Annotated in this window: 25 protein-coding genes and 1 pseudogene; 20 read left to right on the top strand and 6 right to left on the bottom strand. The window is 69.3% G+C overall.

Translation table 11 applies throughout. The features are described 5' to 3' along the window. Nucleotides 1-23 precede the first annotated feature (23 nt). From AB0H86_RS07765 to catC, 6 genes are all read left to right on the top strand, one after another. Nucleotides 24-971, top strand: coding sequence for a PDR/VanB family oxidoreductase (locus tag AB0H86_RS07765; RefSeq protein ID WP_362434248.1), 948 nt, complete (start codon nt 24-26; stop codon nt 969-971). Between the two features lie 74 nt (nt 972-1,045). Next, nucleotides 1,046-1,561, top strand: coding sequence for a flavin reductase (locus tag AB0H86_RS07760; RefSeq protein WP_362434245.1), 516 nt, complete (start codon nt 1,046-1,048; stop codon nt 1,559-1,561). Further along, nucleotides 1,558-2,757 (top strand): amidase, encoded by a 1,200-nt coding sequence (locus AB0H86_RS07755; protein ID WP_362434242.1) that lies wholly within the window; start codon nt 1,558-1,560, stop codon nt 2,755-2,757. Before AB0H86_RS07760 ends, AB0H86_RS07755 begins: the two co-directional genes overlap by 4 nt. Next, entirely contained in the window at nt 2,754-3,857 is a 1,104-nt protein-coding gene (locus tag AB0H86_RS07750) for an enolase C-terminal domain-like protein (protein ID WP_362434239.1), read from the top strand. The genes AB0H86_RS07755 and AB0H86_RS07750 overlap by 4 nt, the downstream gene beginning before the upstream one ends. A 30-nt stretch (nt 3,858-3,887) precedes the next feature. Then, a complete protein-coding gene (gene catA / locus AB0H86_RS07745) occupies nt 3,888-4,742 on the top strand; it encodes a catechol 1,2-dioxygenase (RefSeq protein ID WP_362434236.1) in 855 nt (284 codons plus the stop codon). Nucleotides 4,743-4,790: 48 nt separating this feature from the next. Beyond that, a complete protein-coding gene (gene catC / locus AB0H86_RS07740; protein ID WP_362434234.1) occupies nt 4,791-5,069 on the top strand; it encodes a muconolactone Delta-isomerase in 279 nt (92 codons plus the stop codon). Nucleotides 5,070-5,183: 114 nt separating this feature from the next. On the opposite strand, the gene AB0H86_RS07735 is transcribed toward catC, so the two are convergent. The 4 genes and pseudogenes from AB0H86_RS07735 to AB0H86_RS07720 all read right to left on the bottom strand — a co-directional run bounded on the left by AB0H86_RS07735 (nt 5,184) and on the right by AB0H86_RS07720 (nt 8,914). Next, nucleotides 5,184-5,582 carry a hypothetical protein gene (locus AB0H86_RS07735; RefSeq protein ID WP_362434232.1) on the bottom strand — a complete coding sequence of 133 codons (399 nt, stop codon included), beginning with the start codon at nt 5,580-5,582 and terminating at the stop codon, nt 5,184-5,186. Continuing rightward, nucleotides 5,579-6,432 (bottom strand): annotated as a pseudogene (locus AB0H86_RS07730) (IS5 family transposase). Before AB0H86_RS07730 ends, AB0H86_RS07735 begins: the two are co-directional and overlap by 4 nt. A gap of 209 nt (nt 6,433-6,641) precedes the next feature. Then, nucleotides 6,642-8,105, bottom strand: coding sequence for an APC family permease (locus tag AB0H86_RS07725; RefSeq protein WP_362434230.1), 1,464 nt, complete (start codon nt 8,103-8,105; stop codon nt 6,642-6,644). After that, nucleotides 8,099-8,914 (bottom strand): carbon-nitrogen hydrolase family protein, encoded by an 816-nt coding sequence (locus AB0H86_RS07720; RefSeq protein WP_362434227.1) that lies wholly within the window; start codon nt 8,912-8,914, stop codon nt 8,099-8,101. The genes AB0H86_RS07725 and AB0H86_RS07720 overlap by 7 nt, the downstream gene beginning before the upstream one ends. A gap of 158 nt (nt 8,915-9,072) precedes the next feature. On the opposite strand from AB0H86_RS07720, the gene AB0H86_RS07715 reads away from it, so the two are divergent. Further along, nucleotides 9,073-9,834, top strand: a complete 762-nt coding sequence (locus tag AB0H86_RS07715) for an FCD domain-containing protein (protein WP_362434224.1) — start codon at nt 9,073-9,075, stop codon at nt 9,832-9,834. A gap of 461 nt (nt 9,835-10,295) precedes the next feature. On the opposite strand, the gene AB0H86_RS07710 is transcribed toward AB0H86_RS07715, so the two are convergent. Then, a complete protein-coding gene (locus AB0H86_RS07710) occupies nt 10,296-10,664 on the bottom strand; it encodes a VOC family protein (protein ID WP_362434221.1) in 369 nt (122 codons plus the stop codon). A 63-nt stretch (nt 10,665-10,727) separates the two neighbouring features. On the opposite strand from AB0H86_RS07710, the gene AB0H86_RS07705 reads away from it, so the two are divergent. After that, entirely contained in the window at nt 10,728-11,180 is a 453-nt protein-coding gene (locus AB0H86_RS07705) for a MarR family transcriptional regulator (RefSeq protein ID WP_362434218.1), read from the top strand. 273 nt (nt 11,181-11,453) lie between these two features. On the opposite strand, the gene AB0H86_RS07700 is transcribed toward AB0H86_RS07705, so the two are convergent. Next, nucleotides 11,454-11,846: a replication-relaxation family protein gene (locus tag AB0H86_RS07700; protein WP_362434216.1), complete on the bottom strand. Its 393-nt coding sequence runs from the start codon at nt 11,844-11,846 to the stop codon at nt 11,454-11,456. A 136-nt stretch (nt 11,847-11,982) separates the two neighbouring features. Here AB0H86_RS07700 and AB0H86_RS07695 point away from each other — a divergent pair, with 136 nt between their 5' ends. The 12 genes from AB0H86_RS07695 (at nt 11,983) to AB0H86_RS07640 (ending at nt 22,370) form a co-directional block, all read left to right on the top strand. After that, entirely contained in the window at nt 11,983-12,162 is a 180-nt protein-coding gene (locus AB0H86_RS07695; RefSeq protein ID WP_362434213.1) for a hypothetical protein, read from the top strand. Nucleotides 12,163-12,323: 161 nt separating this feature from the next. Beyond that, a complete protein-coding gene (locus tag AB0H86_RS07690; protein ID WP_362434211.1) occupies nt 12,324-12,938 on the top strand; it encodes a DUF1326 domain-containing protein in 615 nt (204 codons plus the stop codon). After that, entirely contained in the window at nt 12,935-13,693 is a 759-nt protein-coding gene (locus tag AB0H86_RS07685) for a DUF2182 domain-containing protein (RefSeq protein WP_362434208.1), read from the top strand. Before AB0H86_RS07690 ends, AB0H86_RS07685 begins: the two co-directional genes overlap by 4 nt. A 132-nt stretch (nt 13,694-13,825) precedes the next feature. After that, nucleotides 13,826-14,197, top strand: a complete 372-nt coding sequence (locus tag AB0H86_RS07680; RefSeq protein ID WP_362434206.1) for a hypothetical protein — start codon at nt 13,826-13,828, stop codon at nt 14,195-14,197. 786 nt (nt 14,198-14,983) lie between these two features. Next, a complete protein-coding gene (locus AB0H86_RS07675) occupies nt 14,984-15,439 on the top strand; it encodes a helix-turn-helix domain-containing protein (RefSeq protein WP_329825645.1) in 456 nt (151 codons plus the stop codon). A gap of 94 nt (nt 15,440-15,533) precedes the next feature. Further along, nucleotides 15,534-16,382 (top strand): alpha/beta hydrolase, encoded by an 849-nt coding sequence (locus AB0H86_RS07670; protein ID WP_362434203.1) that lies wholly within the window; start codon nt 15,534-15,536, stop codon nt 16,380-16,382. Nucleotides 16,383-16,478: 96 nt separating this feature from the next. Then, nucleotides 16,479-16,796, top strand: a complete 318-nt coding sequence (locus AB0H86_RS07665; protein ID WP_362434201.1) for a nuclear transport factor 2 family protein — start codon at nt 16,479-16,481, stop codon at nt 16,794-16,796. Between the two features lie 467 nt (nt 16,797-17,263). Beyond that, the gene (locus tag AB0H86_RS07660) at nt 17,264-18,256 is read left to right on the top strand and encodes an Ldh family oxidoreductase (protein WP_362434200.1); all 993 of its coding nucleotides are present in this window, start codon (nt 17,264-17,266) and stop codon (nt 18,254-18,256) included. Then, nucleotides 18,249-18,749 (top strand): PaaI family thioesterase, encoded by a 501-nt coding sequence (locus AB0H86_RS07655; protein WP_362434198.1) that lies wholly within the window; start codon nt 18,249-18,251, stop codon nt 18,747-18,749. Before AB0H86_RS07660 ends, AB0H86_RS07655 begins: the two co-directional genes overlap by 8 nt. 67 nt (nt 18,750-18,816) lie before the next feature. After that, on the top strand, nt 18,817-19,785 hold the full coding sequence (locus tag AB0H86_RS07650) for an LLM class flavin-dependent oxidoreductase (protein WP_362434195.1): 969 nt from the start codon (nt 18,817-18,819) through the stop codon (nt 19,783-19,785). Beyond that, a complete protein-coding gene (locus AB0H86_RS07645) occupies nt 19,782-21,425 on the top strand; it encodes an AMP-binding protein (protein WP_362434193.1) in 1,644 nt (547 codons plus the stop codon). Before AB0H86_RS07650 ends, AB0H86_RS07645 begins: the two co-directional genes overlap by 4 nt. Before the next feature lie 9 nt (nt 21,426-21,434). Continuing rightward, nucleotides 21,435-22,370, top strand: a complete 936-nt coding sequence (locus tag AB0H86_RS07640; protein WP_362434190.1) for a pyruvate carboxyltransferase — start codon at nt 21,435-21,437, stop codon at nt 22,368-22,370. Nucleotides 22,371-22,380 lie beyond the last annotated feature (10 nt).

The following is a 22,380-nucleotide window of genomic DNA, read 5'->3' as shown; positions in this document are numbered from 1 at the left end:
ATCCGACCCTCGAAGGCAGACGGATGTTCCCTGTCACCGTCACCGACACCCACCACGAAACCGACACGATCAAGGTCCTCCGACTCGTCCGACCCGACGGCGTACCCCTCGCCCCGTACCCGTCCGGCGCACACATCGACGTCACCGGACCCACCGGGATCACCCGGCCCTACTCGCTGTGCGGGCCGCCGGACGACACCGGTGCCTACACCATCGCCGTCAAGCGCGAGGAGAACTCGCGCGGCGGCTCCCACGCCCTGTACGACAAGACCGAGCCGGGCACCGAGCTGACCGTCGGCGCGCCCCGGCAGCTGTTCGGCCTTGCCCCCGACGCGGCCGAGCACCATCTCGTCGCGGCCGGCATCGGGATCACGCCCTTGCTGGCGATGGCGTACGAACTGCACGGCGGGGGAGCGGAGTTCACTCTGCACTACGTGGCGCGGAGCCGGGCGGAGGCGGCCTTCGCCGGACTTCTGGAGGAGTCCGGCTTCACCGAGCGCGTGGTCCGCCACTTCGGGCTCGGCCGGCAGTCGGCCGGTGCCGCGCTCGCCGCGCAACTGACCGGTCTTCCGGCGGACGCCCACGTCTACACATGCGGGCCCCAGGGCTTCATGACGTACGTCCGTGAGGTCGCCGCGCGCAGCGTGCCCGAGGAACGGATCCACTCGGAGCTGTTCCAGGCCGGTGAGCCCTCGGACGCGGGCGGGACCTTCGAGGTCGAACTCGACACCGGTGAGATCTACACCGTGCCGCCCGGCAGGAGCATCGCCGAGGTGCTGGAGGACAACGGCGTCCCGCTGGAGACCTCCTGTCGCGAGGGCATCTGCGGGACCTGTGTCCTGCGGGTGGTCGAGGGCGAACCCGACCACCGCGACCACTGCCTGACCGCCAAGGAGAAGGCGGCAGGAGACCAGATCGCCGCCTGCGTGTCACGGGCGAAGTCGGCCCGGCTGGTGGTCGAGCTGTGGTGAGTACTTCGAGTGGTCCGCGTACTCCGATTACTCCGATTACTCCGACGTACGACAACGAGAGGAAGGGCGAAGCCGTGGCCCCCAGCCGGACCGACTTCCGCGAGGCGATGGCCCACCTCCCGGCAGCCGTCAACATCCTGACCACCGACGGTCCGAACGGCCGCTGCGGCATCACCCTCAGCGCCGTCTGCTCCGTGACCGACGACCCGCCGACCGTCCTGGTGTGTGTGAACCGCGCCAGCGCCATGCACGACGTCTTCCGTGCGAACGGCCGCGTGGGTCTCAACGTCCTCGGCGGCGACCAGCAGGAACTCGCCCTGCACTTCTCCGGCGCGACCAAGGTGGACATGGTCGAACGCTTCACCTGGGACGTCTGGGACCGCACCCACGACGTCCCGGTCCTCAAGGAAGCCCTGGTCACGGCGGTCGGCACGATCAAGCACACCGTCCCCATGGGATCCCACAGCGTGCTGTTCGTCGACATCGAACAGATCCGCACCCGCCCCGGAGGCCAGAGCCTCGTCTACTTCAACCGGACGTTCCACCGTCTCGACGCCACGCCCCTCGTGGCGGAAGGCGCGCCGTCGTGACGCCCGGCCGCACGGCCGCGGTCGACGATGCGCTAGGTCGACTGGCGAAGACGGAGCCGGACATCCGCGCCTGGGTCCGCGTGGACGCCGAGGGTGCCCGCGCGGCTGCCGAGCGGGCACCGGACGGACCGCTCAGGGGTGTGCCGTTCGGGGTCAAGGACATCATCGATGTCGCCGGGCTGCCCACCGAGTGCGGCTCCCCGCTGCGCCGCGGAAGGACGGCCGAGCACGACGCCTGGCTCGTGGACCGGCTGCGCAAGGCAGGCGCCGTTCCCCTCGGCAAGACGGTGACGACAGAGTTCGCGTACTTCCAGCCCGGCCCCACCCGCAACCCGCACGATGTGGCCCACACCCCGGGCGGCTCGTCGAGCGGCTCGGCCGCCGCCGTCGCGGCCGGCGTCGTGCCCCTCGCCCTGGGCTCACAGACCGCGGGCTCACTGACTCGGCCCGCCTCCTTCTGCGGCGTCGCCGGATATGTCGCCCCGGTCGGCGCCTGGCCGACGACCGGAATTACCGGCCTCAGCCCGACCCTGGACGCACCAGGACTGCTCACCGAGCATGTGAACGGTCTTGCCGCGGCCGTGGAGGCCGTCGACGGCACGCGGTGCGAGGCCCCGGACGCGACGGTACGGGTGTTGGTGTGGCCCGGCACGGAGCTGGCCGACGTCCACCCGGCGATGCTCGACGCGTTGCAGAGCACTGCGCGGGACCTGGCCGCCGCCGGCGCGGCGACGGACGAACTCGCGGGACGGGTCCGGACGCCGGAACTCGCCGAGGCGCACGCCACGGTCATGGCGTACGAAGCCGCCCGCTCGCTCGCGGCCGAGGCGGAACATCCCGAATCCCTGAGCCGCCACCTGAACGACCTCCTGGCACGCGGGCGCGACATCCCGGCGGACGAGTACCAAGCAGCGCTCGCCGTCAGGCACGAAGCCCGCACCCGGATCCTCGAACTCCTCGACCGGGCCGACGTGATCCTCGGCCCGGCGGCCCCCGGCCCCGCCCCGCACGGACTGGACGCCACCGGCACCCCGGTCCTCAGCCGCCCCTGGCAGCTGCTCGGCCTGCCCGTCGTGACCGTCCCCGGTCACCGTGACCCGTACGGCATGCCACTGGGCCTGCAACTCATCGGCCACCCCGCGCGCGTGGGCCGCCTGCTCGGCATCGCCCGGCGTGTCGAGGAGACCGTCCGATGAAGATCACCGCGATCGAGACCGTCCCGTACGCGATCCCGTACACCAAGCCGCTCAAGTTCGCGAGCGGCGAGGTGCACACCGCCGAACACGTCCTGGTTCGCGTGCACACCGACGAGGGACTGACCGGTGTGGCCGACGCCCCGCCCCGCCCCTTCACCTACGGCGAGACACAGGCGTCCGTGATCGGTGTGATCGAGAAGATCTTCGCGCCGCAGATGGTGGGCGCGGACGTGTTCGCCCGCGAGCAGATCCGCGCCCGACTGCATCGCACCGTCGGCAATCCGGCCGCCAAGTCGGCCCTCGACATGGCGCTGTGGGACATCACGGGCCAGGCCCTGGACCGGCCTGTCACCCAGCTGCTCGGCGGCTGCACCGACCGGATGCGGGTCAGTCACATGCTCGGCTTCGACGCGCCGCAGCGGATGGCCGACGAGGCGGTGCGGGTCCGCGACACGTACGGCATCACGGTCTTCAAGGTGAAGGTCGGCCGCCGCCCCACCCGCCTCGACCTCGACGTCTGCCGTGCCTTGCGGGAAACCCTTGGTGACGAGGCCGAGTTGTACGTCGACGGCAACCGCGGATGGACGGCTTCGGAAGCCGCCGCCGCACTGCGCGAACTGGACGAGCTCGGCATGACGCTCGCCGAGGAGCTGTGCCCGGCCGACGACGTCCTCGGCCGCCGTTGGCTCGTCGGCCAGAGCCGCATCCCCTTCGTCGCGGACGAGTCGGCCACCACACCGGCCGAGGTGACCCGCTCCCTGCTCGACGGCGCCGCCACCGCGATCAGCATCAAGACGGCCCGCACCGGCTTCACCGATTCCCAGCGCGTGCTGTTCCAGTGCGAGGGGCTGGGGGCCGAGGTCGTGATGGGCAATCAGATCGACAGCCAGCTGGGCACGGTGTGCACCGTTGCCTTCGGCGCCGCCTATGCCGCATCGTCCCGCCGGGCCGGCGAACTCTCCAATTTCCTCGACATGAGCGACGACCTGCTCACCGAACCACTGGTGATCACCGGCGGGACGCTCGCCGTCCGTGACCGACCCGGGCTGGGCGTCGCGATCGACGACGCCAAGCTCGCCCGCTACCGCCAGGACCACTGACAACCCCCGCTTTCGAAGGAGCCGCACACCATGTCCGACACCACCATCGAGGCCACGGCCGCCGGATCCGGGGCCTCGGCCACGGAACGCTTCCTCACCGACAAGACCGGAGTGTCCGGGCCGAGTACCGACACCGCACGCGTCAACACCCTGGCCACCGCGGTCATCACCGCCGTCCACGACGTCATCCGCAGCCACCAGGTGACGTACGAGGAGTACAACGCCCTCAAGTCCTGGCTGATCTCCGTCGGCCAGGACGGTGAGTGGCCCCTCTTCCTCGACGTGTGGATCGAGCACGTCGTCGAGGAGGTCGCCACCGCGGCCCGGCAGGGCAGCAAGGGCACCATCGAGGGTCCCTACTACGTGCCCGGCGCCCCTACCCTGCCCAGCGTCAGCACCCTTCCCATGCGGGACACCGAGGCGGGCACCCCGCTCCTGTTCCAGGGGCAGGTCACCGGCGTCACCGGCGAGCCGCTGGCCGGCGCCCTGCTGGAGATGTGGCAGGCCGACGACGACGGACTGTACGCACAGTTCGCACCCGGCATACCGGAGTGGAACCTGCGGGGCAGCATCGTCACTGACGACGATGGCCGGTTCGCGGTGACCACCATTCAGCCGGCCCCCTACCAGATCCCCACCGACGGCTCCTGCGGCCGGCTCATCGCCGCGGCCGGCTGGCACCCCTGGCGTCCCGCCCACCTGCATCTGAAAGTCTCGGCGCACGGACACGAACCGCTCACCACACAGCTCTACTTCACGGGCGGTGCCCACCTCCAGGACGACGTGGCCTCTGCCGTGAAGCCCGAACTCGTCCTCGATCCGCGGCCGAACAGTACGGGTGCGCACGAGGTCACGTACGACTTCGTCCTGGACCCCAGCTCCTGACTGACCGCTGTACCCCATCCCTCTCTCGACCGCGTTCAGGAGGCCACCGTGCTCTTCGCCGTGCAGATGACCGTGAACCTGCCACCCGACCTGGACACCGAGGTCAGGGACGCAACCCTCACCGCGGAGAAGGAGTACGCGCAGAGGCTCCAACAGTCCGGCGAGTGGCTGCACTTGTGGCGCTGTGCCGGCCAGTACGCGAATCTCAGCATCTTCGATGTCGCCGGCAACGACCGGCTCAACGACATCCTGTGGGGCCTGCCGCTCTTCCCGTACATGGACATCACCGTGACGTCGCTGGCCCGGCATCCCTCGGCCATCGACTGACGTTGTCCGTCGGAAGCCGATTCCCGGGCGATGTCTTGTGCGGCCACCTCTGCTCGCCCTCGGCAGCGTTCCGGATAGCGACGCAGGGCCTGGGTGGGCCTTACTGAGAGGGCGTTAAGTCCGTTTCTGGTAGATGCCTCGTCCGGGTTGGGTGAGGAAGCCTTGGCGGGTGAGGCGTCCGAGGCGGCTGCGGGTGACGTTCAGGGCTGGGTCGTCGGTGGGCATGCCGAGGAGTTCGTGCAGTGCGCGGACTCGGAATGGCCGGTCGGAGTGCTGGTTGAAGGCGTTCAGGATGGCCTGGTATGCGGTGGTCGACTCGGGCGGATCCGGTGCGTCCCCGGTCGGCTCGAGTTCGGCGATGACCTTCCGGGTGGTGGCCAGGTCCGTGAGACGTGCTTCGGTCTCGGTGAGGGCGGCGGTGAGGCGCTCGATCTGGCCGCGTAGTTCGTCTGCCCGGGCAATGGCCGCGTCGTGGCGGTGCTGGAGGTCGTTGAGGAGTTCGGTGATGTTCACGCGGCCGCCTGGAGTGTGTCGCGCCAGGCCGGAGTCGGTGTGGTGAGGCGGCGGGCCACGTTGGCGGTGGAGGCCCAGTAGACGCGCGAGGCGGAGTTGTCGGGGCGGTGGTCGTATTCGCGGGCCAGGCGCCGGTGAGCATCAATGTGCCGTTGACCTGCTCGACCACCCACCGCTTGGGTTGCGGGACGAAGCCCTTGCCCTGGTCGTCCGGGTTACGGCGGACGACCTCGACGGTGATGTCCAGCAGCGCACCGTGGATGATGACCTGGTCCTTGAACCCCTGGTCCACCAGGGCTTTCTCCAGGCGCATCCCGCACCGCTCGGCCGCCTGGTCGAGCAGGGCGGTGCCGGCGGTGTTGTCGTGTGCCGACGCGGCCAGGACGACGACGCCGATGATCAGCCCCAGCAGGTCGACGGCCAGTCCCCGTCTGCGCCGCGGTGTCCTCTTGTTCGCGTCCAGTCCCGTCGTGGTCTTTGGGACACGCGCGGCCGCGCGTACGGACTGGGTGTCGATGACCACGAGGGACGGGTCCTCTAATCGGCGCGCCTTCTCCCTGACCTGGCAGCGCAGGAGTTCCTGGATCCGCTGGTCGAGCCCGTCCTGGCGCCACAGCGTGAAGTAGTAGAAGACCGCCGACCAGGCGGGGAGATCATGGGGCAGATAACGCCACTGACAGCCCGTCCGGTTCTGGTAGAAGATCGCGTTCACGACCTCCCGGAAATCACAGGCCCCCGGGTCTCCGGTCGCCGAACGGCTCACCCGGTCCTGCTTCCAGGCCGTGATCATCGGCTCTATCAACGCCCACTGCTCATCCGATAAGTCGCTCGGATACGGTCTTCGCACCATGCCCCGCATCCCAGCATGCACATGCCGATCGGCTGCCCTGTACGACGATTCATTTGCTCGCCTTGGCCACGCGACCTCATCGGGCGCCCATAGTGCAAGGACCCCATACCACCCTCGTCGCGCCGGCGCGAGGGGCTGCTGGCGGACGGGGAGGCCGCGTGGCGCGACCGGGGGAGCGCGGCGCCACGCGGCTGGGGCGGGCAGATGGATCAGCTTTGTGCGGAAGGGGTCTGCGCGGCGGGCTCGGGGTTCTTCTTCGGTCCGCGGGCGATTCCGGCGGCGAAGGCGGCGAAGGGAATGATGCCGAGCACGATGCTGACGCCCATGCTGCCGCCGGTGACGAGGGTGAAGTTGGAGAAGACGAGCCAGAGGCTGGCCAGCAGACCCAGCACGGCGAGTACCGGAGCGATCCGGGTCTGCCAGGGCCTGCCGTCGGCGATGTGCGGGTTGCGGGCGAAGAAGACCACCACGGCGACGGATGTGGTGAGCATGAGCAGGACCATGCCGACCGTGGAGACCCCGGCCATCGAGCCGAACACGCCGACCAGCGGGTCCAGCCCGATCAGGGCGCAGGCACCGACCAGGACCAGCGCGGTTGTCGTCTGGACGACGGAGGAGCAGGACGGCGAGTGGTGGCGCGGGTGGACGGTACCGAGCCGGGCGGGCATCAGGCCCTTGCGGGCGAGGGTGAAGGTGTAGCGCGCGATGACGTTGTGGAAGGACAGCACGCAGGCGAAGAGGCTGCTGAGCAGGAGCACCTGCATGATGTCACGCAGTGCGGTGCCGACGTAGGTCTGGCCGATGTCCATGAGCATGTTGCCCTCGCCGTTGAGGGTCTTGTTGGCCACGGCGGACGCCTCGTCGGTGCCTGCGGCCAGGACCAGGGCCCAACAGGAGACGGTGTAGAAGGCGCCGATGATGAGGACGGCCAGGTAGGTGGCCCGGGGAATGGTCTTCTCGGGGTTGCGGGCCTCGTCGCGGAAGACGGCCGTTGCCTCGAAGCCGATGAAGCCGGTGAGAGCGAACAGTACGGCTATGCCCAGCGGGCCGGAGAGTGCCGCGTCGGGGGTGAAGGACTCAACGTTGACACCGTGCGCGCCGCCCTTGGCGAAGATCACCGCGTCCAGGACGACTACCACGGCGATCTCCAGGACGAGCGCCACGCCGAGCACCTTGGAGCTGAGGTCGATGTGGCGGTAGCCGAGGAGGGCCACGATCCCGAGCGCCACGAGCGCCCACAGCCACCAGGGGGCGGACGGGCCACCGAAGTACTGCACCACGTCGTTCACAGCCCATCCCATGTAGCCGTAGATGGCGACCTGGATCGCCGTGTAGGCGACCAGCGCGACCGCGGCCGTGCCCACCCCGATGCGGTCCCCCAGGCCGCGGGTGGTGTAGGCGTAGAAGGCGCCGGCCTCGGGAACGTGCGGCGTCATGGTGACGAATCCCACCGCGAAGAGCAGCAGGACCAGTGATGCAATCGCGAAGCCGACGGGGGCTCCGGCGCCCGGTCCGCTGGCGACGGCGAGCGGGACGTTGCCGCCGATCACCGTGAGGGGCGCGGCGGCGGCGATCACCATGAACACGATGGCGCCGGTCCCGAGCCGCCCCTGCAGGTTCGCGGGGGGTGCCTGCCGTCTGGCGGAGTCTTCCGTGGAGAGGTCACTCAGCATGTGCGGTCCTTTGCGAGCGGTGCAGTCGAGGCCGGGGCGGCGGCGTGGAGATCCGGCCGTAGGTCGGCCAGGTACGGGTTGGCCTCGCGGGCTTTTCGGACCGTGCCCGGCTCCACGGTCGCGAAGATCAGTTGGTTGCCGTGCTCGACGCTGTCGAGGACGTCTGCCGACGGGCTGACGATGGAGCTGCGGCCGACATAGCGGAGCGAGCCCTCGTCCCCGTCGTGGTTGATGTAGGCGATGTAGACCTGGTTCTCCCAGGCGCGGACCCTCAGCAAGTGCTCCGCGATGAACTCGTACGGCTGCATCTGCGCGGTGGGCACGGCGATGAGGTCCGCCCCCGCCACCGCGGCGGCGCGCACGTTCTCGGGGAACTCCACGTCGTAGCAGATCAGCATGGCGATCCGCGCTCCGGCGTAGTCGACGACAGGGCTCAGCCGGTCTCCGGGGGTGAAGTATCTGCGGTCGAGTTCGCCGAAGAGGTGGGTCTTGCGGTGGCGGCCGAGCATCGCTCCGGTCGGGTCGATGAAGAAGGCGCTGTTGTAGTAGGCGCCACCGTCGTACTCCGGCGCGCCGAGGACAAGGGCGATGCCATGGCGGCGGGCGATCCGCTGCGCCGGCGACAGGAGGTCGGTGCGGGCCAGGTCGTGGACGATGTCGCCGATGTCGTAGCCGGTGAGGAACAGTTCGGTGGTGACCAGCAGGTCGGCACCCCCGGCACGGGCCTGGGAGCATGCCGCGTCCAGTTCGCGGAGGTTGGCTTCGACGTCGCCGGGTGTTCCGGCGGTCTGCAGTCCAGCAATCTTCATGCGGGGTGCCTTCGGGTCGGACATCGGAGGGGAGCGGCGCGAGCCATCAGAACATGCTCACTTTGAGCAGGTAAAGGGTTGCGGGTATCGATTCCGTAAATCAGCCGACGTCCCGGCCCCCTCACGAGCCGCGCTGGGCCGGTGCTTACCCTGGCTGGATGGCAACCCAGGACGACATCGGCGCACCAAGCCCGTTGACCAGCAGCGCCCTTGCGGCAATCCGCCGCACCAGCGCGGTCGACACGGTCCGGGCACGGATCTCCCTGGCGGTCGATCTGGGCCTGCTGGCGCCCGGCGAGCGGCTGCCGAACGTCCAGGCCACGGCGGCGGCGCTGGGTGTCGGCGAGATCACCGTCCGGCGTGCCTTCACCGCATTGGAGCGCGAGGGCGTCGTCCAGCGCAGGCCGGGCCGCTCCGGGGGCACCTTTGTCGCCGACCAGCCCCGCCGCCAGACCGTGGCCGAGGTCGCCGCGTACCAGCAGGACAGTGAGCGGGTGCACCGGCTGATCGACGAACGCGTCGTTCTGGAGGTCGGCTTCGCCCACCTGGCCGCGGACCGCCTCGACCAGGCGGGGCTCGACGGACTGGACCGCTGCATCAAGGAGATGGACGAGGCGGAGAGCTGGGCCGAGTTCCACGCGGCCGATGAGCGGTTCCATGTGGGCATCGCCCGCGGGGCCGGGATGCCCTCCGCCCTGGTGATGTACGAGCGGGTGGTCAAGGAGCTGTATCTCTACTTCCTGCCGTACCCGATGAGCTATCTGCGCTGCAGTAACGACGAGCACAAGCACATCAGGGCGGCGCTCGCCACGCACGACGCCGCCCTGGCGGCCCGCCTCATCAAGGAACACATCGCGCAGCTGCACCAGACGATGTACGTCGGATTCGCCCATTCCGCCGACCAGGACATCGACGGCTGACCCAAGAGCTGGGACCCGTCCGACGAAAACAGCCGGTCCGCACCGGTCCGCTCCAGGCTGCCTCCGGCCACCGCAACACCGTAGGGACATGCGCCCCGGCGAGCCCTGCACGCGCCTGCGCATGAACTGACGTCAGTGTGCCGGCGCCCAGCCACACGCAGACAGCCCACCGACACCGGCCGCTCCACCCCTGCACGGGGACGACATCACCCCAGTACAGAAATCGACCACCCACATCGCCCCGAGGCGCCAGTAGAAACGGGCACCGAGCGAGCTGTGGCGCCAGGACGGGCCATGAACGAGCGATCACGAACCGAGAGTTGGCCGACCACTTCCAAGCCGAGGTCATCTAGCCGGCAGAACGTCGTCAGGTCAGCAAGGCAGAAGGTAGCGTCACGCAGCAGCCTAGGGCGCAACCGCGGTCTTCGGGGATCGGTGATCGTCCTGTGGCGTTTGGCCGATCAGGCGCGGTCGTGGAGAGTGACCTGGTAGCCGTCGGGGTCGGCGAAGGTGAATGTCCGGCCGAAGGGGCCGTCGATCGGTGCGGAGACGATGGTGTGACCGTCGGCGACGAGAGCATCGTGGATGGACTGGACATCGGTGGCGTGGAGCCAGATCGCGGCACCGATGCCGGGCTGAGCAACGGATGCGAGATCGGTGCCGGGAACGACGTCGCGGAGTGCGAACGCGATCGGCTTCGTCTCGAAGACGACGGCGTGCGGAGGTCCGGCCTGCGACCGGACGAGGCCGAGGTACTGCTCGTAGAACGCATGCGAAGCGTCGAGGTCGCGCGCTTGGAGCGAGATGAAGTCGGGGCCGGTGGCGGGCATGGCGATGCTCCTTCTTTTCGTGTCAGCTTACTGACACAGGTCAATCTATGTCAGAATTCTGACATGAATCAAGACGGTGTCGACCTGGAGACGTCTCTGGGCTACCTACTGAAAGAGGCGTCGAGCGTCCTCCGCGCAGCCATGGAGGAGGTGCTGCGGCCGCTCGGGATGAGCGTGACGCACTACTCCTGCCTCGAGCTGCTGGCTCAACGGCCGGGCTTGTCGAACTCCGAGCTCGCGCGTGGCGCGTTCGTGACACGGCAGTCGATGAACGTGCTGCTCCAGGCCCTGGAACGAGAGGGCTACGTGACCAGGCCTGCGGAGGCGCCCGTCGGGAAGGTTCTTCCCGCGCGGCTCACGTCTCGCGGCCGACGGAGCCTGGAGAAGGCGACCGTAGCGGTCCGGTCCGTCGAGGTCAGAATGCTGGCCGGCATGACCGAGACCGAGCAGTCAGGCGCGTTCCGGATCCTGCAGAGCATGATTCATTCCCTGCGCGATGGCAACGACGGTGCATAGTTCGTTCCTCGGCGCACGTCTCGTCGCGCCCGGATAGGAGTGCAGCCGAGCGTGAAAATCCGTGCCGGCGACCTCGAAAACCGACAGACCCCGACTACACCCTCTTCTGCGATGAGCCACTTACGTCTGCCGAGGCGCTGACCCGGTCCAGCGGACTCGCTGGCCGGGTTGTGGACGGGGCGCCATACCGGTGCGGAGGGACCGTGCTGGAGCAGGCCGGCCGGGGGTGGTTCCCCGGGGCCTTTCGTGTGCACAACGACCGCTCTCCAGCTGTCAGTCCAGCGGCCGGAACAGGTCGCGGCGGCGGGCGTCCTCGAGGAAGATGAGCGCGGTCTGGGCCACGGTCAGCGTGTGGCCGGCCTTCAGCCGCACGGCGGTCGGATCGGATACGGTCCTGGAAGGCCGCTGCCCGCGCATCTCGGGCCACTCGGAGGCGAGTTGCACGCCGTACGCGGTGGGGAACCACACCCGGGTCCGTCCGGCCTGCGGCAGGGTGATGCGGTCGACCAGCCCCTCCGCGCGCAGTCTGGCCAGCCGCCGCCGGGTCTGCTCGATGCGCACCGCGGGGGCGATCACCCGGTGCATCTGTTCGGTGGTGGCCATCCGGTACTGCGTCAGCACGCCCAGCGCGATCCGGTCCCCGCTGCCCACGTCCACGCCGATCATCACGGATCCGCTCGCTTCCCGTCCGGTGCGGCGCCGTCCTTGCCGGACGTCGCGCGTACCGGCCACAGCAGCAGCCGGCCCCGACCAGGCCCCGACTACGAAGGCCCGACCACGGTCACGAAGCGACGACGCTTCCGTGGACCAGGCCCACATCCCCGCAGACGACCCGGCCGACAACCGTCCGCACCCTCTGCCGCGCCTGACCGCGAATCCGCAGGTCACCACGCTGATCCCGCCGTGGTCGGGAGGCCGACATCCCCTCTACGCCCCCGAGTCCACGCCCCACAACAGGAAGAAACGCATCCGGGGCCGCTGATGCCCCCACGACCCGTATAGGACGGTGAGCTGCGCTGGCTGTGGATCTGCGCGACAGGGGTCGTCGGGAATAGTCTGAAGAAGAGTGGCACCGGGACGGAACGGAGCCTCCCGATGCATTCCCTTTACTGAGGGGGACGTAGAAGAGGGAGGCAATGAGCCATGCCCTGGAATCTGGACGGCACGTATCTGGAGAGCTGCAACTGCGACGTGGTGTGCCCCTGCACCACCTCGGGCCTCACCGCACCGGCCGACCACGAGCGCTGCCAGGTGACCTTCGCGTTCCATGTGGACAGCGGGAACGTGGACGGCGTGAACGTCTCCGACCGCAGCGTCGCCGTCTTCATCGACGCGCCCCGGGTGATGGCCGAAGGCGGCTGGCAGGTGGCGCTGTACCTGGACGCTTCGGCCGACGACGGCCAGGCCGAGGCGCTGGGCAAGGTCTTCTCCGGCCAGGCCGGCGGGCCGATGGCGGCGCTCACTCCGCTCATCGGCGAAGTCCTCGGCGTGGAGCGCGTTCCCATCGACTACCGCGACGACGGCCGCCGCCACGCCGCACGGGTGGGCGACGCCATCGACATCGAGATCAAGGACCAAGTTGCCCCACAGTTCGGCGAGGACGGTCCGGTCATGGGCCTGACCGGCATGTTCCACCCGGTGAACAGCACGCTGACCATCGCCCGGTCCACCCGGGCGACGGGCGACGGCGTGTACGGCCGGTCCTGGGACTTCTCCGGCGGCAACGGACACTCGGCGCCCTTCACGTGGTCCGCGTGACCGGTCGGCCGGTCACCGTCCGCAGCGGAGCGAGTCCCGCCGGACTGCTGCTGCTCGCGGCGGCTGCCGCCTGGGCCTGGTTGGTGACACGCTGGGGCGGCATGCAGGCGATGCCGGGCACCATGGGCCTGGGCCTGCCCGCCTTCCTGGCCATGTGGACCCTGATGACGGCCGCGATGATGCTGCCCGCCACAGCACCCGTCGCCGCGCTGTACGCACGCACCATCACCGTGCACCGGGCGCCGCGCATGGTCGTTTTCACGGTCGCCTACCTGCTTGTCTGGGCCACGGCCGGACTGCCCGCGTACGGGCTGGCCGCCGGCCTGGGCCGCGCGGCGGACCTCCCCGCCGCGGCGGGGACCGCGGTGGCCGCGGCCGTGTTCGCGGTCAACGGCGTCTACCAGCTCACGCCCCTCAAAGACCGCTGCCTGGCGAGGTGCCGCTCGCCGATCGGGTTCATGCTGCGCTACGCCTCGTACCCGGGGCCCTCGCGCGATCTGCGTGCCGGAGCCCACCACGGGGCCTTCTGCCTGGGCTGCTGCTGGTCGCTGATGGGGTTGCTGGCGGCGTTCGGTGTGATGAACCTGTGGGCCATGGTGGCCCTGACCGCCGTGATCACCACTGAGAAGCTGGCTCCGGCCGGCCGAATGGTGGCCCGTGCCGTGGGAATCGCCTCGATCGTCCTGGCCGGCGCCGTCTTCTGGGTCCCGGCGCTCGCTCCGGGCCTCACCGGTAGCGGCATGGCCCGGATGTGAGGACGGGGCCACGCCCGCCTCTACGGCGCCTTCGGCAACAAGGAGGCGCTCTTCGGCAAGTGCCTCGACCGCTACTCGTCGATCTACGGCGCGCAGTACGAGCAGGCGCTCACGGCGCATCCCGGTGATCCGGTGCGCGCGGTCGAGGCGTTCTTCGACGTCATCCTGGGCCGTATCGCCGACCCGTCGGCCCCCGTGGGGTGCCTCATCGCCCAGTCCGCCGCGCAGTCACTGACGCTGAAGGAGGAGAACAGTGTGCAGGTGCGTGCCCTGCTCGACATGCAGCGCCAACGGATACGCGCGGCACTGGCGGACTCCTCTGCCGACAGCCGAACACTCGACGAGCTCGCCACGTTCGTCGTCGCCGTCAACCAGTCGCTGGCCGTACTGAGCCGCGCCGGGACCTCGGACGCCGACCTGCGCTCCGTGGCCCGGCTCGCATGCACAACGGTGGCGGACACCCTTGCCCGGACAGCATCCGCGAACGGTGACGGCGATTCCTGAAATCGGATCCGTATGGTGCGGGTCGCGGATCGGTGAGGCGAGGGCGGTGTGCCTGTAGCCGTTCGACTTCGTGGCCGGCGTGCTGCTCGTGGATCGGCAGATCACACGGGATGGTGCTGCCTCGACGGCCGGGCAGCGAAGACGTCGGGGTGCTACTTCGAAGGGGCGGGGTCGGGCACATGGATCCGGCACCTCAAGTGGCGTGCGTCGGGTGAAGGGCGCCTGGTGCCGCTGCCGGGCGTGATCGCGGGCAAAGTACGCGGACATGTGCGGAGTCATGGAACCTTCCGCGTCGCTGACGGTCCGAACCAGTCCTCGCCGACCGTGCCTACCTGGGAGCCGGCCCCTGGCCAGGTCGCCGCCCACTGATGTCGGGCAGGCGCGTGGCCCGCAGCTCGGCGGGTCGGCGGGTCGGCGGCCGAGGATCCGGGCGGGGTTGACCGTGCGCGGCGCGCCCGCGTAGGCGGCGACCACGCTGACGACGTCGGCGATCTCGTCGTCGGTGGCGTCGTGCCGCAGCTGCTTACAGGGTGAGCAGCGCCGGGTTCCGGTAGCCGACCATGCGGTCTGCCGACGGGCCGCCCTGACCGTCGAGAAGGAAGCGCCGCAGTTCCGGGACGGCGGTTTCCAGGGCGTCGATCTTTTCCCGCAGGTCCGGGCACCCGGCAGGGTGGCCGCTTCGTGTCGCGCCAGGACCTCGCGTGCTGTCGACAGGCTGCCAATTAGTAACATCGGAGAACTACTTGCAATTCAACACTACTACCGGATAGCCGACGAGGAGAAGCCGTGTCCGAACGCACGAGTCACGTCACCTTTCAGCACGGGCAGGAGTTCCTGGCCGCGATCTCCGAGCGCTGGAACTACCAGATCCTGCGGGAGGTGTTCTTCGGTGTCGGCCGGTTCGGTGAACTGAAGCGGGCCCTCGGCATCTCGGCGAACATCCTCACCGCGCGGCTCAACAGCCTCACCGAACTGGGTCTGCTCACCAAGCACGCCTACCGGCCGGACAAGCCGTGGTACGAGTACCAGCTCACCGACAGTGCCCGCGAACTCGTCGTCCCCGCCATTGTGACCATCACGCGGTGGGCCGAGACCAATGCGACGGACGGCGACACACATCACCTGTTGGTGCACACGGAGTGCGGGAATCCGACCAACCCGTACCTCGCGTGCAGCAGCTGTCATCGGCCGGTCGAGGCCTCTGCCCTGCGGCCGGTACCCGCCGAGGACGGACCTCGCTGATCACCTCGACGTGATGCAGCTGGTTGCATCTTGACACTAGTAGCAATACGCTACTAGGGACTCTATTCCTCCTTGACTGCGGAGGGGACCGATCATGACCACCAACTGGCTCAAGGGACTCACCGAGAAGCTGATCCCCACCTCGCTCGGACTCGTCAACGTCCGCGTCGGCGGACGTCCCGACGGCCCGGCCATGGTGTGCTGGCCCAGTCTGATGATGGACGGCACCATGTGGCAGTACCAGTACGAGCACTTCGCCCCCACCCACCGCGTCGTCCTCATCGACAGCCCTGGCCACGGCAAGTCCGACGCTCTGCGCAAGCTCATCGATCTCAAGGACTGCTCCGACGCGCTCGTGGAGATCCTCGACGCGCTCGGCATCGACAGGTGCATCCTCGTGGGCAACAGCTGGGGCGGCATGCTCGCCGGGGTCTTCCCCGCCTATCACCCGCAGCGCACCACAGCGGCGATCGGCATCAACTGCACCGCATCCCTGCCCACCATGTTCGAGAGCATCTGGGCCACCGCACTGTCCACCTACCTCTCGCTGCACGCGAAAATGCCGCCGCTGGCCGCCAAGGCCGCGTGCGGCGCGTTCGCCGGCCCCACCGCCGAGGCCACCGACCCCGAATTCCTCGACTTCACCGACTTCGTCCTGCGGGACGACCCGAAGTCGGTCGCCTGGGCACTGCGCAGCATCCTCATCGGCCGTAAGGACGAGCACCGCCGCCTGAACACCATCCAGGACGTGCCCGTCCTGATCGTCGCCGGCGAGGAGGACAGTCAGTTCCCCGTGCACGTGGTGCGGAAGATGGCCGACGCCATCGAGGGCAGCACCTTCCGCGTGTTGCGGCACACGGCCCACCTCGCCGCGCGTGAGAACCCCGAGGCCGTCAATGCCGAGATCGACGCGTTCCTCGCCGCCCTGCCCGCCGCGGCCTGAATCAGGAGACCACCACCATGACAGACACCGCACACGCGACTCCCGTACCCGACTGGGTCCTGAAGTTCATGGATGCCATCGACACCCTGAACTTCGATGAGGGCTTCGCGCCACTGGCCGAGGACCGACATGTACTTCGGCACCGCACATATTCACGGTGTCGAGGCCATCAAGGCGTTCTTCGTCAAGATCGACGCACCGCTGAACATCACCCATGAGGTCCTGGAGTACTGGGCCGCCGGCGACGGCGTCCGCCTGCTTCGCGGCGAGGCGACCATGGCCAAGAAGAGCGACCCGGACAAGGTGGTGCGCGCCCCGTTCATGCACATCTTCTACCTCGACCAGGAAGAGCCGGTTCGCGTCCGGGAGCTCCGCATCACCGCGGGCCCGCTCCAGACCGACGCCGTGATGTGACCTTGCTCCAGGGGCGGTCGGGAGTGCCCCAGAGCCGGGAGCGGAGGGTGGATAGGACCAGTACCTTCTGCCCTCGCCGCCCTGCGCGATTCGACGACAGGCCCACGCGAAGCCCTCGCGCGGGCCTGTCGTCGTAGGTGCTCCGGCGCCCGGATCTCCTCCATATCGGCGGTATCAGCATGCTTGCATTTAGCTAAGCAGGCTTATATTTTATCAGCATGCTTACCAAGTCGCGGTGGTCTGGCCACCGGCGGCGCGGTGGCAACACCACAGGCTCCGGCCTGAAGCGGTGGACCGTACTCCCGAACCTCAATGAAGAGGCGTGTCATGACCCATCCCATGGAGATCCCGGCCGCGGCGTCGAGATGTACGACTCGGCGCGATCGCCGCGTTCGCGCTCACCCGCCGGGCGGCCTGGCACCCGCAGCCCTCCCCGCCCCATCGCCCCTGGCCGTGGAGGCCGGCTCATGACGACTCTGACCCTGTCCGATGCCCGTGCGCTCGCCGTGGCGACGATGACCTCGTGCGGGCATTCCGCCGGGGCCGCGGAGACCATCGCCGACCATCTGCTCGACTGCGAACTGCGCGGGCTGTCCTTCGGCGGGCTCGCCCGCGCGCTGTCCATAGCGGAGCGCATGCGCACCACCGAGGAGCCGCCGCGACCGATCCAAGTCGTCGGCGAGACACCGGTGTCGGCCACCGTGGACGGCGGCGACCAGGTGGGCTACCTCGTCGGCATGCGGGCGCTGGAGCTGGCCGTGGCGAAGGCCCGCACTCAGGGAGTGGCAGTCGTCGGTGCGCGCAACACCTGGTACACCGGCATGTTCTCGTACTACCTGGAGAAGGCCGCGCAAGCCGGGCTCGCCGGGATGATCGCGGGCAGCGGACCGGCGGTCGTGGCCCCGCACGGCGGTACCGAGGCCCGCTTCGGCACCAACCCGATCGCGTTCGGTTTCCCGGCAACCTCGGCTCCGGTCATCTGGGACATCGGCACCTCCACCGTGATGTACGGGGAGGTGATGCTGAAGGCGCGGCTCGGGGAGAAGTTGGCGTCCGGCCAGGCGTACGACGCGGCCGGGGTCCCGACGCTCGACCCGGCCGCCGCGCTCACGGGCGCGTTCGGCGTGTGGGGCGGCCACAAGGGCTCCGGGCTCGCTCTGGTCGTCCAGTTGCTCGGCATGATGACCGGTGCGGCCGCGGACCCGCCCGGTGTCTCGGACTGCGGCTTCTTCATCGTGCTGTTCGACCCCGGCACGCTCACCGACGCGGACGACTACCGGCGGAGGGTCGCGGCCTTCGCCGAATCGGTCCGCGCCGCCCGTCCCGTCGACGGCGGCGGCCCGGTCCGGGTGCCGTTCGATCGCTCAGTGACCTGCCGGAACGAGGCACTGCGTCGCGGCACCATTGATGTGCCTGAAGCGGTGCTCGTGGCCCTGCGTCAGCTGGCCGGAGATGTCTGAGGACCCCGACGCCTTCGCGATCGAGCCGTCCCCGTCGGGCCGCCTCCTGTGCGGCGGCTGCGCACCGCACGACTCCTGCCGCCTGGGCGTCGAGATCAGCTGCACGCAGGGCGACCAGGTGCGGTTCGACGTCGTCTGTCCACGGTCCTGGCGCGGCGGGCCCGGTGTCGCGCACGGCGGCTGGACGGCCGCCGTCTTCGACGACGTACTCAACATGGTCGCGCTGCGGGCCGAACCGCGGCTGGTCACCAAGTCGTTGGCGGTCTCCTACCTCCGCCCGGTTCCGGTCGAGCGGCCCCTCCACGTGCTGGCACGGATCGAACGGCACGTCGGCAGGGAGTGGGAGGTCTCCGCCGAAATGACGCTCGCAGGCGCGGCGTTGGCCACCTCCCGGGCCGAGCTGCGGACACGCCGGCCGGACCATTTCGCCGGCCACGAGGCATGGCTCGCCCGCCAATCAACGTCCACCAACGGATCTTACGAAGAAAGCTGAGAACGCCATGGTCGAATTCTTCACCGGTCTACAGCCCTTTCAGGCCGGGGACACCGACCCCGCCCAAATGATCTCCAGGGTTCAGGAACTGGACCGCTCGAAGGCCATCGACCGGGTCCTCGTCGGGTACTCCTCCACCTGGCCGCACAACCACGCCACGGCGCCCTTCGCGCTGGCGTCGTCGGAGAAGTTCTCGCCGATCGTCGCGCACCGTCCCGGCGTGATGGCGCCGGTGGCCGCCGCGCGCTACTTCGCCACCCTCGACGTGTTGGCCCGCGGGCGGCTCGCCGTCAATGTGGTCGTGGGCGGCTCCGACAAGGATCTGCGCCGCGAATCGGACGACCTGCCCAAGGCCGAACGCTACCGGCGTGCGGTCGAGTACCTCGACATCGTCCGCCGCGCCTGGACCGAGACCGAGCCGTTCGACCACCACGGCGAGTACTACACCGCCGAGGCGGTGAAGCTGCAGACCAAGCCGGTGCAGGGTCAGGTACCGATCTTCATGGGTGGTGAGAGCGACGACGCCGTGGACTTCGGCGCCCGGCACGCCGACCTGTACATGCTCTGGGGAGAACCGTTCGCCGGCACGAAGGAGCGCATCGACCGGGTCACCGCGGCCGCCGAGCGCTACCACCGCCCTATGCGGTTCTCGCTGAGTCTGCGCCTGTTCATCGGCGACACCGACAACGACGCCTGGGCCCAGGCCCGTGCCGTGGAGCGGCAGATCGCCGAGGCCGCCGGAAGCACGGCCTTCCTGCGCTCGTCGTCGACGGACACCTCCGTCGGCCGGCAACGGGCCCTCGCGCTCACCGACGACGAGTTGCACGACGACTGCTTCTGGACCGGGCTGACCAAGCTCCTGGGCGGCTTCGCCAACTCCCAGGCTCTGGTCGGCACCGAGGAACGCGTTCTCGACACCCTCCGCAGGTACCAGGAGCTCGGGGTCGACGCGTTTCTCGTCACGACGGGCGCCGAAGCGGCCTGGGACCCGTCGTTGGAGGGCTTTCTCGCCCGCGCCAAGAAGGAGCTGGCATGACGGCAACCGTCGTTCCGGACCATCGCGCCCGGGGGCTTGAGGACTTGTCCGATCTGGCAGACGGCACGGTCGGCGGCCTCCTCGCCGCCCGCGCCGCGGCACACCCGGACAAGCCGGCCCTCGTCTTCGAAGACACCGTGCTGACTTACAGCGCCCTCGACAGGGCGGTCACCGGCATGGCGCGCGGTCTTGTGTCGACAGGCGCAGCCCCGGGCAGCTCAGTCGGCATCTTCCTGCCCAACCGAGCCGAATACCTGCTCGCCTGGCTCGGAGCGGCCCGCGCCGGGCTCGTCGAGGTCCCGATCAACATCGCCTACAAGGGCCCCTTCCTCGACCACGCACTCCGCAGCACCGGCGTGCGCGTGCTGGTCACCGATGCGGCCTTGCTGGAACTCGTCGCCGACCTGCCGGACATACCGCCCACCCTCGAAACCGTCGTGCTGCTCGGTTCCGACCGGCCCGGCCGCGTCCCGCCCCGGGTGATGGTACGGACGTGGAGCGACCTGCTCGCGGCTGGCGGCACAGCGACAGAGCTCCCGCACGTCGCGCCGCGCGACCCGGTCGCGATCATGCTCACGTCCGGCACCACCGGGCGGAGCAAGGGCGTGGTGCAGTCGCACCTGATGCATCTGGTCGCCGGGCGCGAGTGCGCGACGCAGATGGCCACGGCCGCCGACGAGCGGCTCTACACATGCCTACCGCTGTTCCACGGCGCCGCGCAGATCAACATCACCCTGCACGGCCTCTACGCGGGGGCGACCGTGGTCCTCGGGCGCCGGTTCAGCGCCAGCAGATTCTGGGACGAGCTGCGCACCCACCGGGTCACCCAGTTCAACGCGCTCGGCTCCATGCTGCCGGTGCTCCTGGCGCAGCCCCCGTCCGGCCGCGACCGCGACCACCAGGTGACGAAGGTGTTCGCCGCGCCCGCCCCGCCCCCAGTGCTGTATCCCTTCGAGGAGCGCTTCGGCGTGCAGATCGTCGAGGGTTACGGGCTCACCGAGATCAAGAACGTTCTCTACAACCCGCTCAGCGCCCGGAAGGTCGGCTCGCTGGGCCTGCCCACCGAATCGTCCGTCCTGGAGATCCACGACGAGTCCGGCAACCGTGCCGCGCCCGGCCAGGCCGGGGAGATCGTCTACCGGCCCCGCCTGGCGGACATCATGTTCTCCGGCTACCACCGCGATCCCGAGGCGACGCTCGCGACCATGAAGGATCTGTGGTGGCACACCGGAGACCTGGGCTACACGGACGAAGACGGTTACTTCTACTTCGTCGACCGCAAGAAGGACGCGTTGCGCCGCCGCGGGGAGAACATCTCCTCCCACGAGGTCGAGTCGGTTCTGCTGGCCTACCCCGGCATCGTGGCCGCCGCGGCTGTCGGCACGCCGTCAGAGTTGGGTGAGGACGAGGTCCTCGCCGTCGTGCAGCCTGAGCCCGGGCACGCGTTGAAACTCGCGGAACTGTTCGCCCACTGCGACCGGTCGATGCCGCACTTCATGGTCCCCCGCTACTACCGCGTCGTCGACCAGCTCCCCGTCACGCCGAACGGCAAGGTACGCAAGCACCAACTGCGTGACGAGGGCCGCACCGACGCCTGGGACGCGCTCTCCGCGGGTCTCCGACCCACCCGCCACGCCTGAGGAACCACCATGTCCCTACCCGACACGGTACGCATCCGCGAGATCGCGCCCCGGTTGACCTTCCAGAACCACACAGTCCCGACCGAAGTGAAGATCGAACTCGTGCGGCGGCTCATCGACGCCGGCGTGCGCGCGTTCGAACTGTCCTCCTTCGTCCGGCCCGACCTCATTCCGGGCCTCGCCGACGCCGAGGAGGTGTTCGCCCGGGTGCCGCGAGTGCCCGGGCTCAGCCTCGGCTGCTGTGTCGGCAACACGCGCGGGCTCGCCCGCGCGGTCGACGCGGGGGCCGACACAGCGTCCTTCCTGCTGTCCGCCGACGAGGACTTCGCCCGCGCCAACACCGGACGGTCCACCACCGACTCGTTGCGCGAACTGGAGCGTATGGCCGCCTTCGCCGCGGACCAGGACGTCGTGCTCGGCACCTACGTCATCTTCGCCTGGGGCGGGCCGACCGGCCCCGCCCGTGGCGGCGAGGAACTCCAGCCGCTGGCCCGGCGACTTCTCGACATCGGAGTGGACCACTGGATCCTCGCCGACTCCTCCGGTTACGCGGCACCGCCCCAGATCCGCGAACTCGTCACCGCCGCGCTCGCGCACGTGCCGCCCGGCAACCTGACCGTGCAGATCCACGACGACCGCGGCATGGGCCTGGCCGCGCTGCTCCCGCTCCTCGAACTCGGTATCCGCGCCATCGACACCTCCCTCGCCGGCAGCGGCGGCCACCCGGCGATGCCCGGCAGCCACGGCGGCGGCATGTGCACCGAGGACGCCGTGCAACTCCTCCACCTGTCCGGGGTGGAGACCGGTATCGACCTGTCCGGCCTGATCGATGCGGCCAATTGGCTCGCCGGCGAGGTCGGCGTGCCCGGTAAGGGATTCGTCCGGCAGACCGGTTGCGTACCGAGCCCGGCCCGGCCCGGCACACCACTCGCCTTCACCTGGTGACAACAGCCGG

This window comes from Streptomyces sp. NPDC050997, assembly GCF_040660135.1.
Lineage (GTDB): Bacteria > Actinomycetota > Actinomycetes > Streptomycetales > Streptomycetaceae > Streptomyces.
The sequence above is the reverse complement of the archived record's forward strand: the minus strand, read 5'-3'. Positions and strand labels throughout refer to the sequence as shown.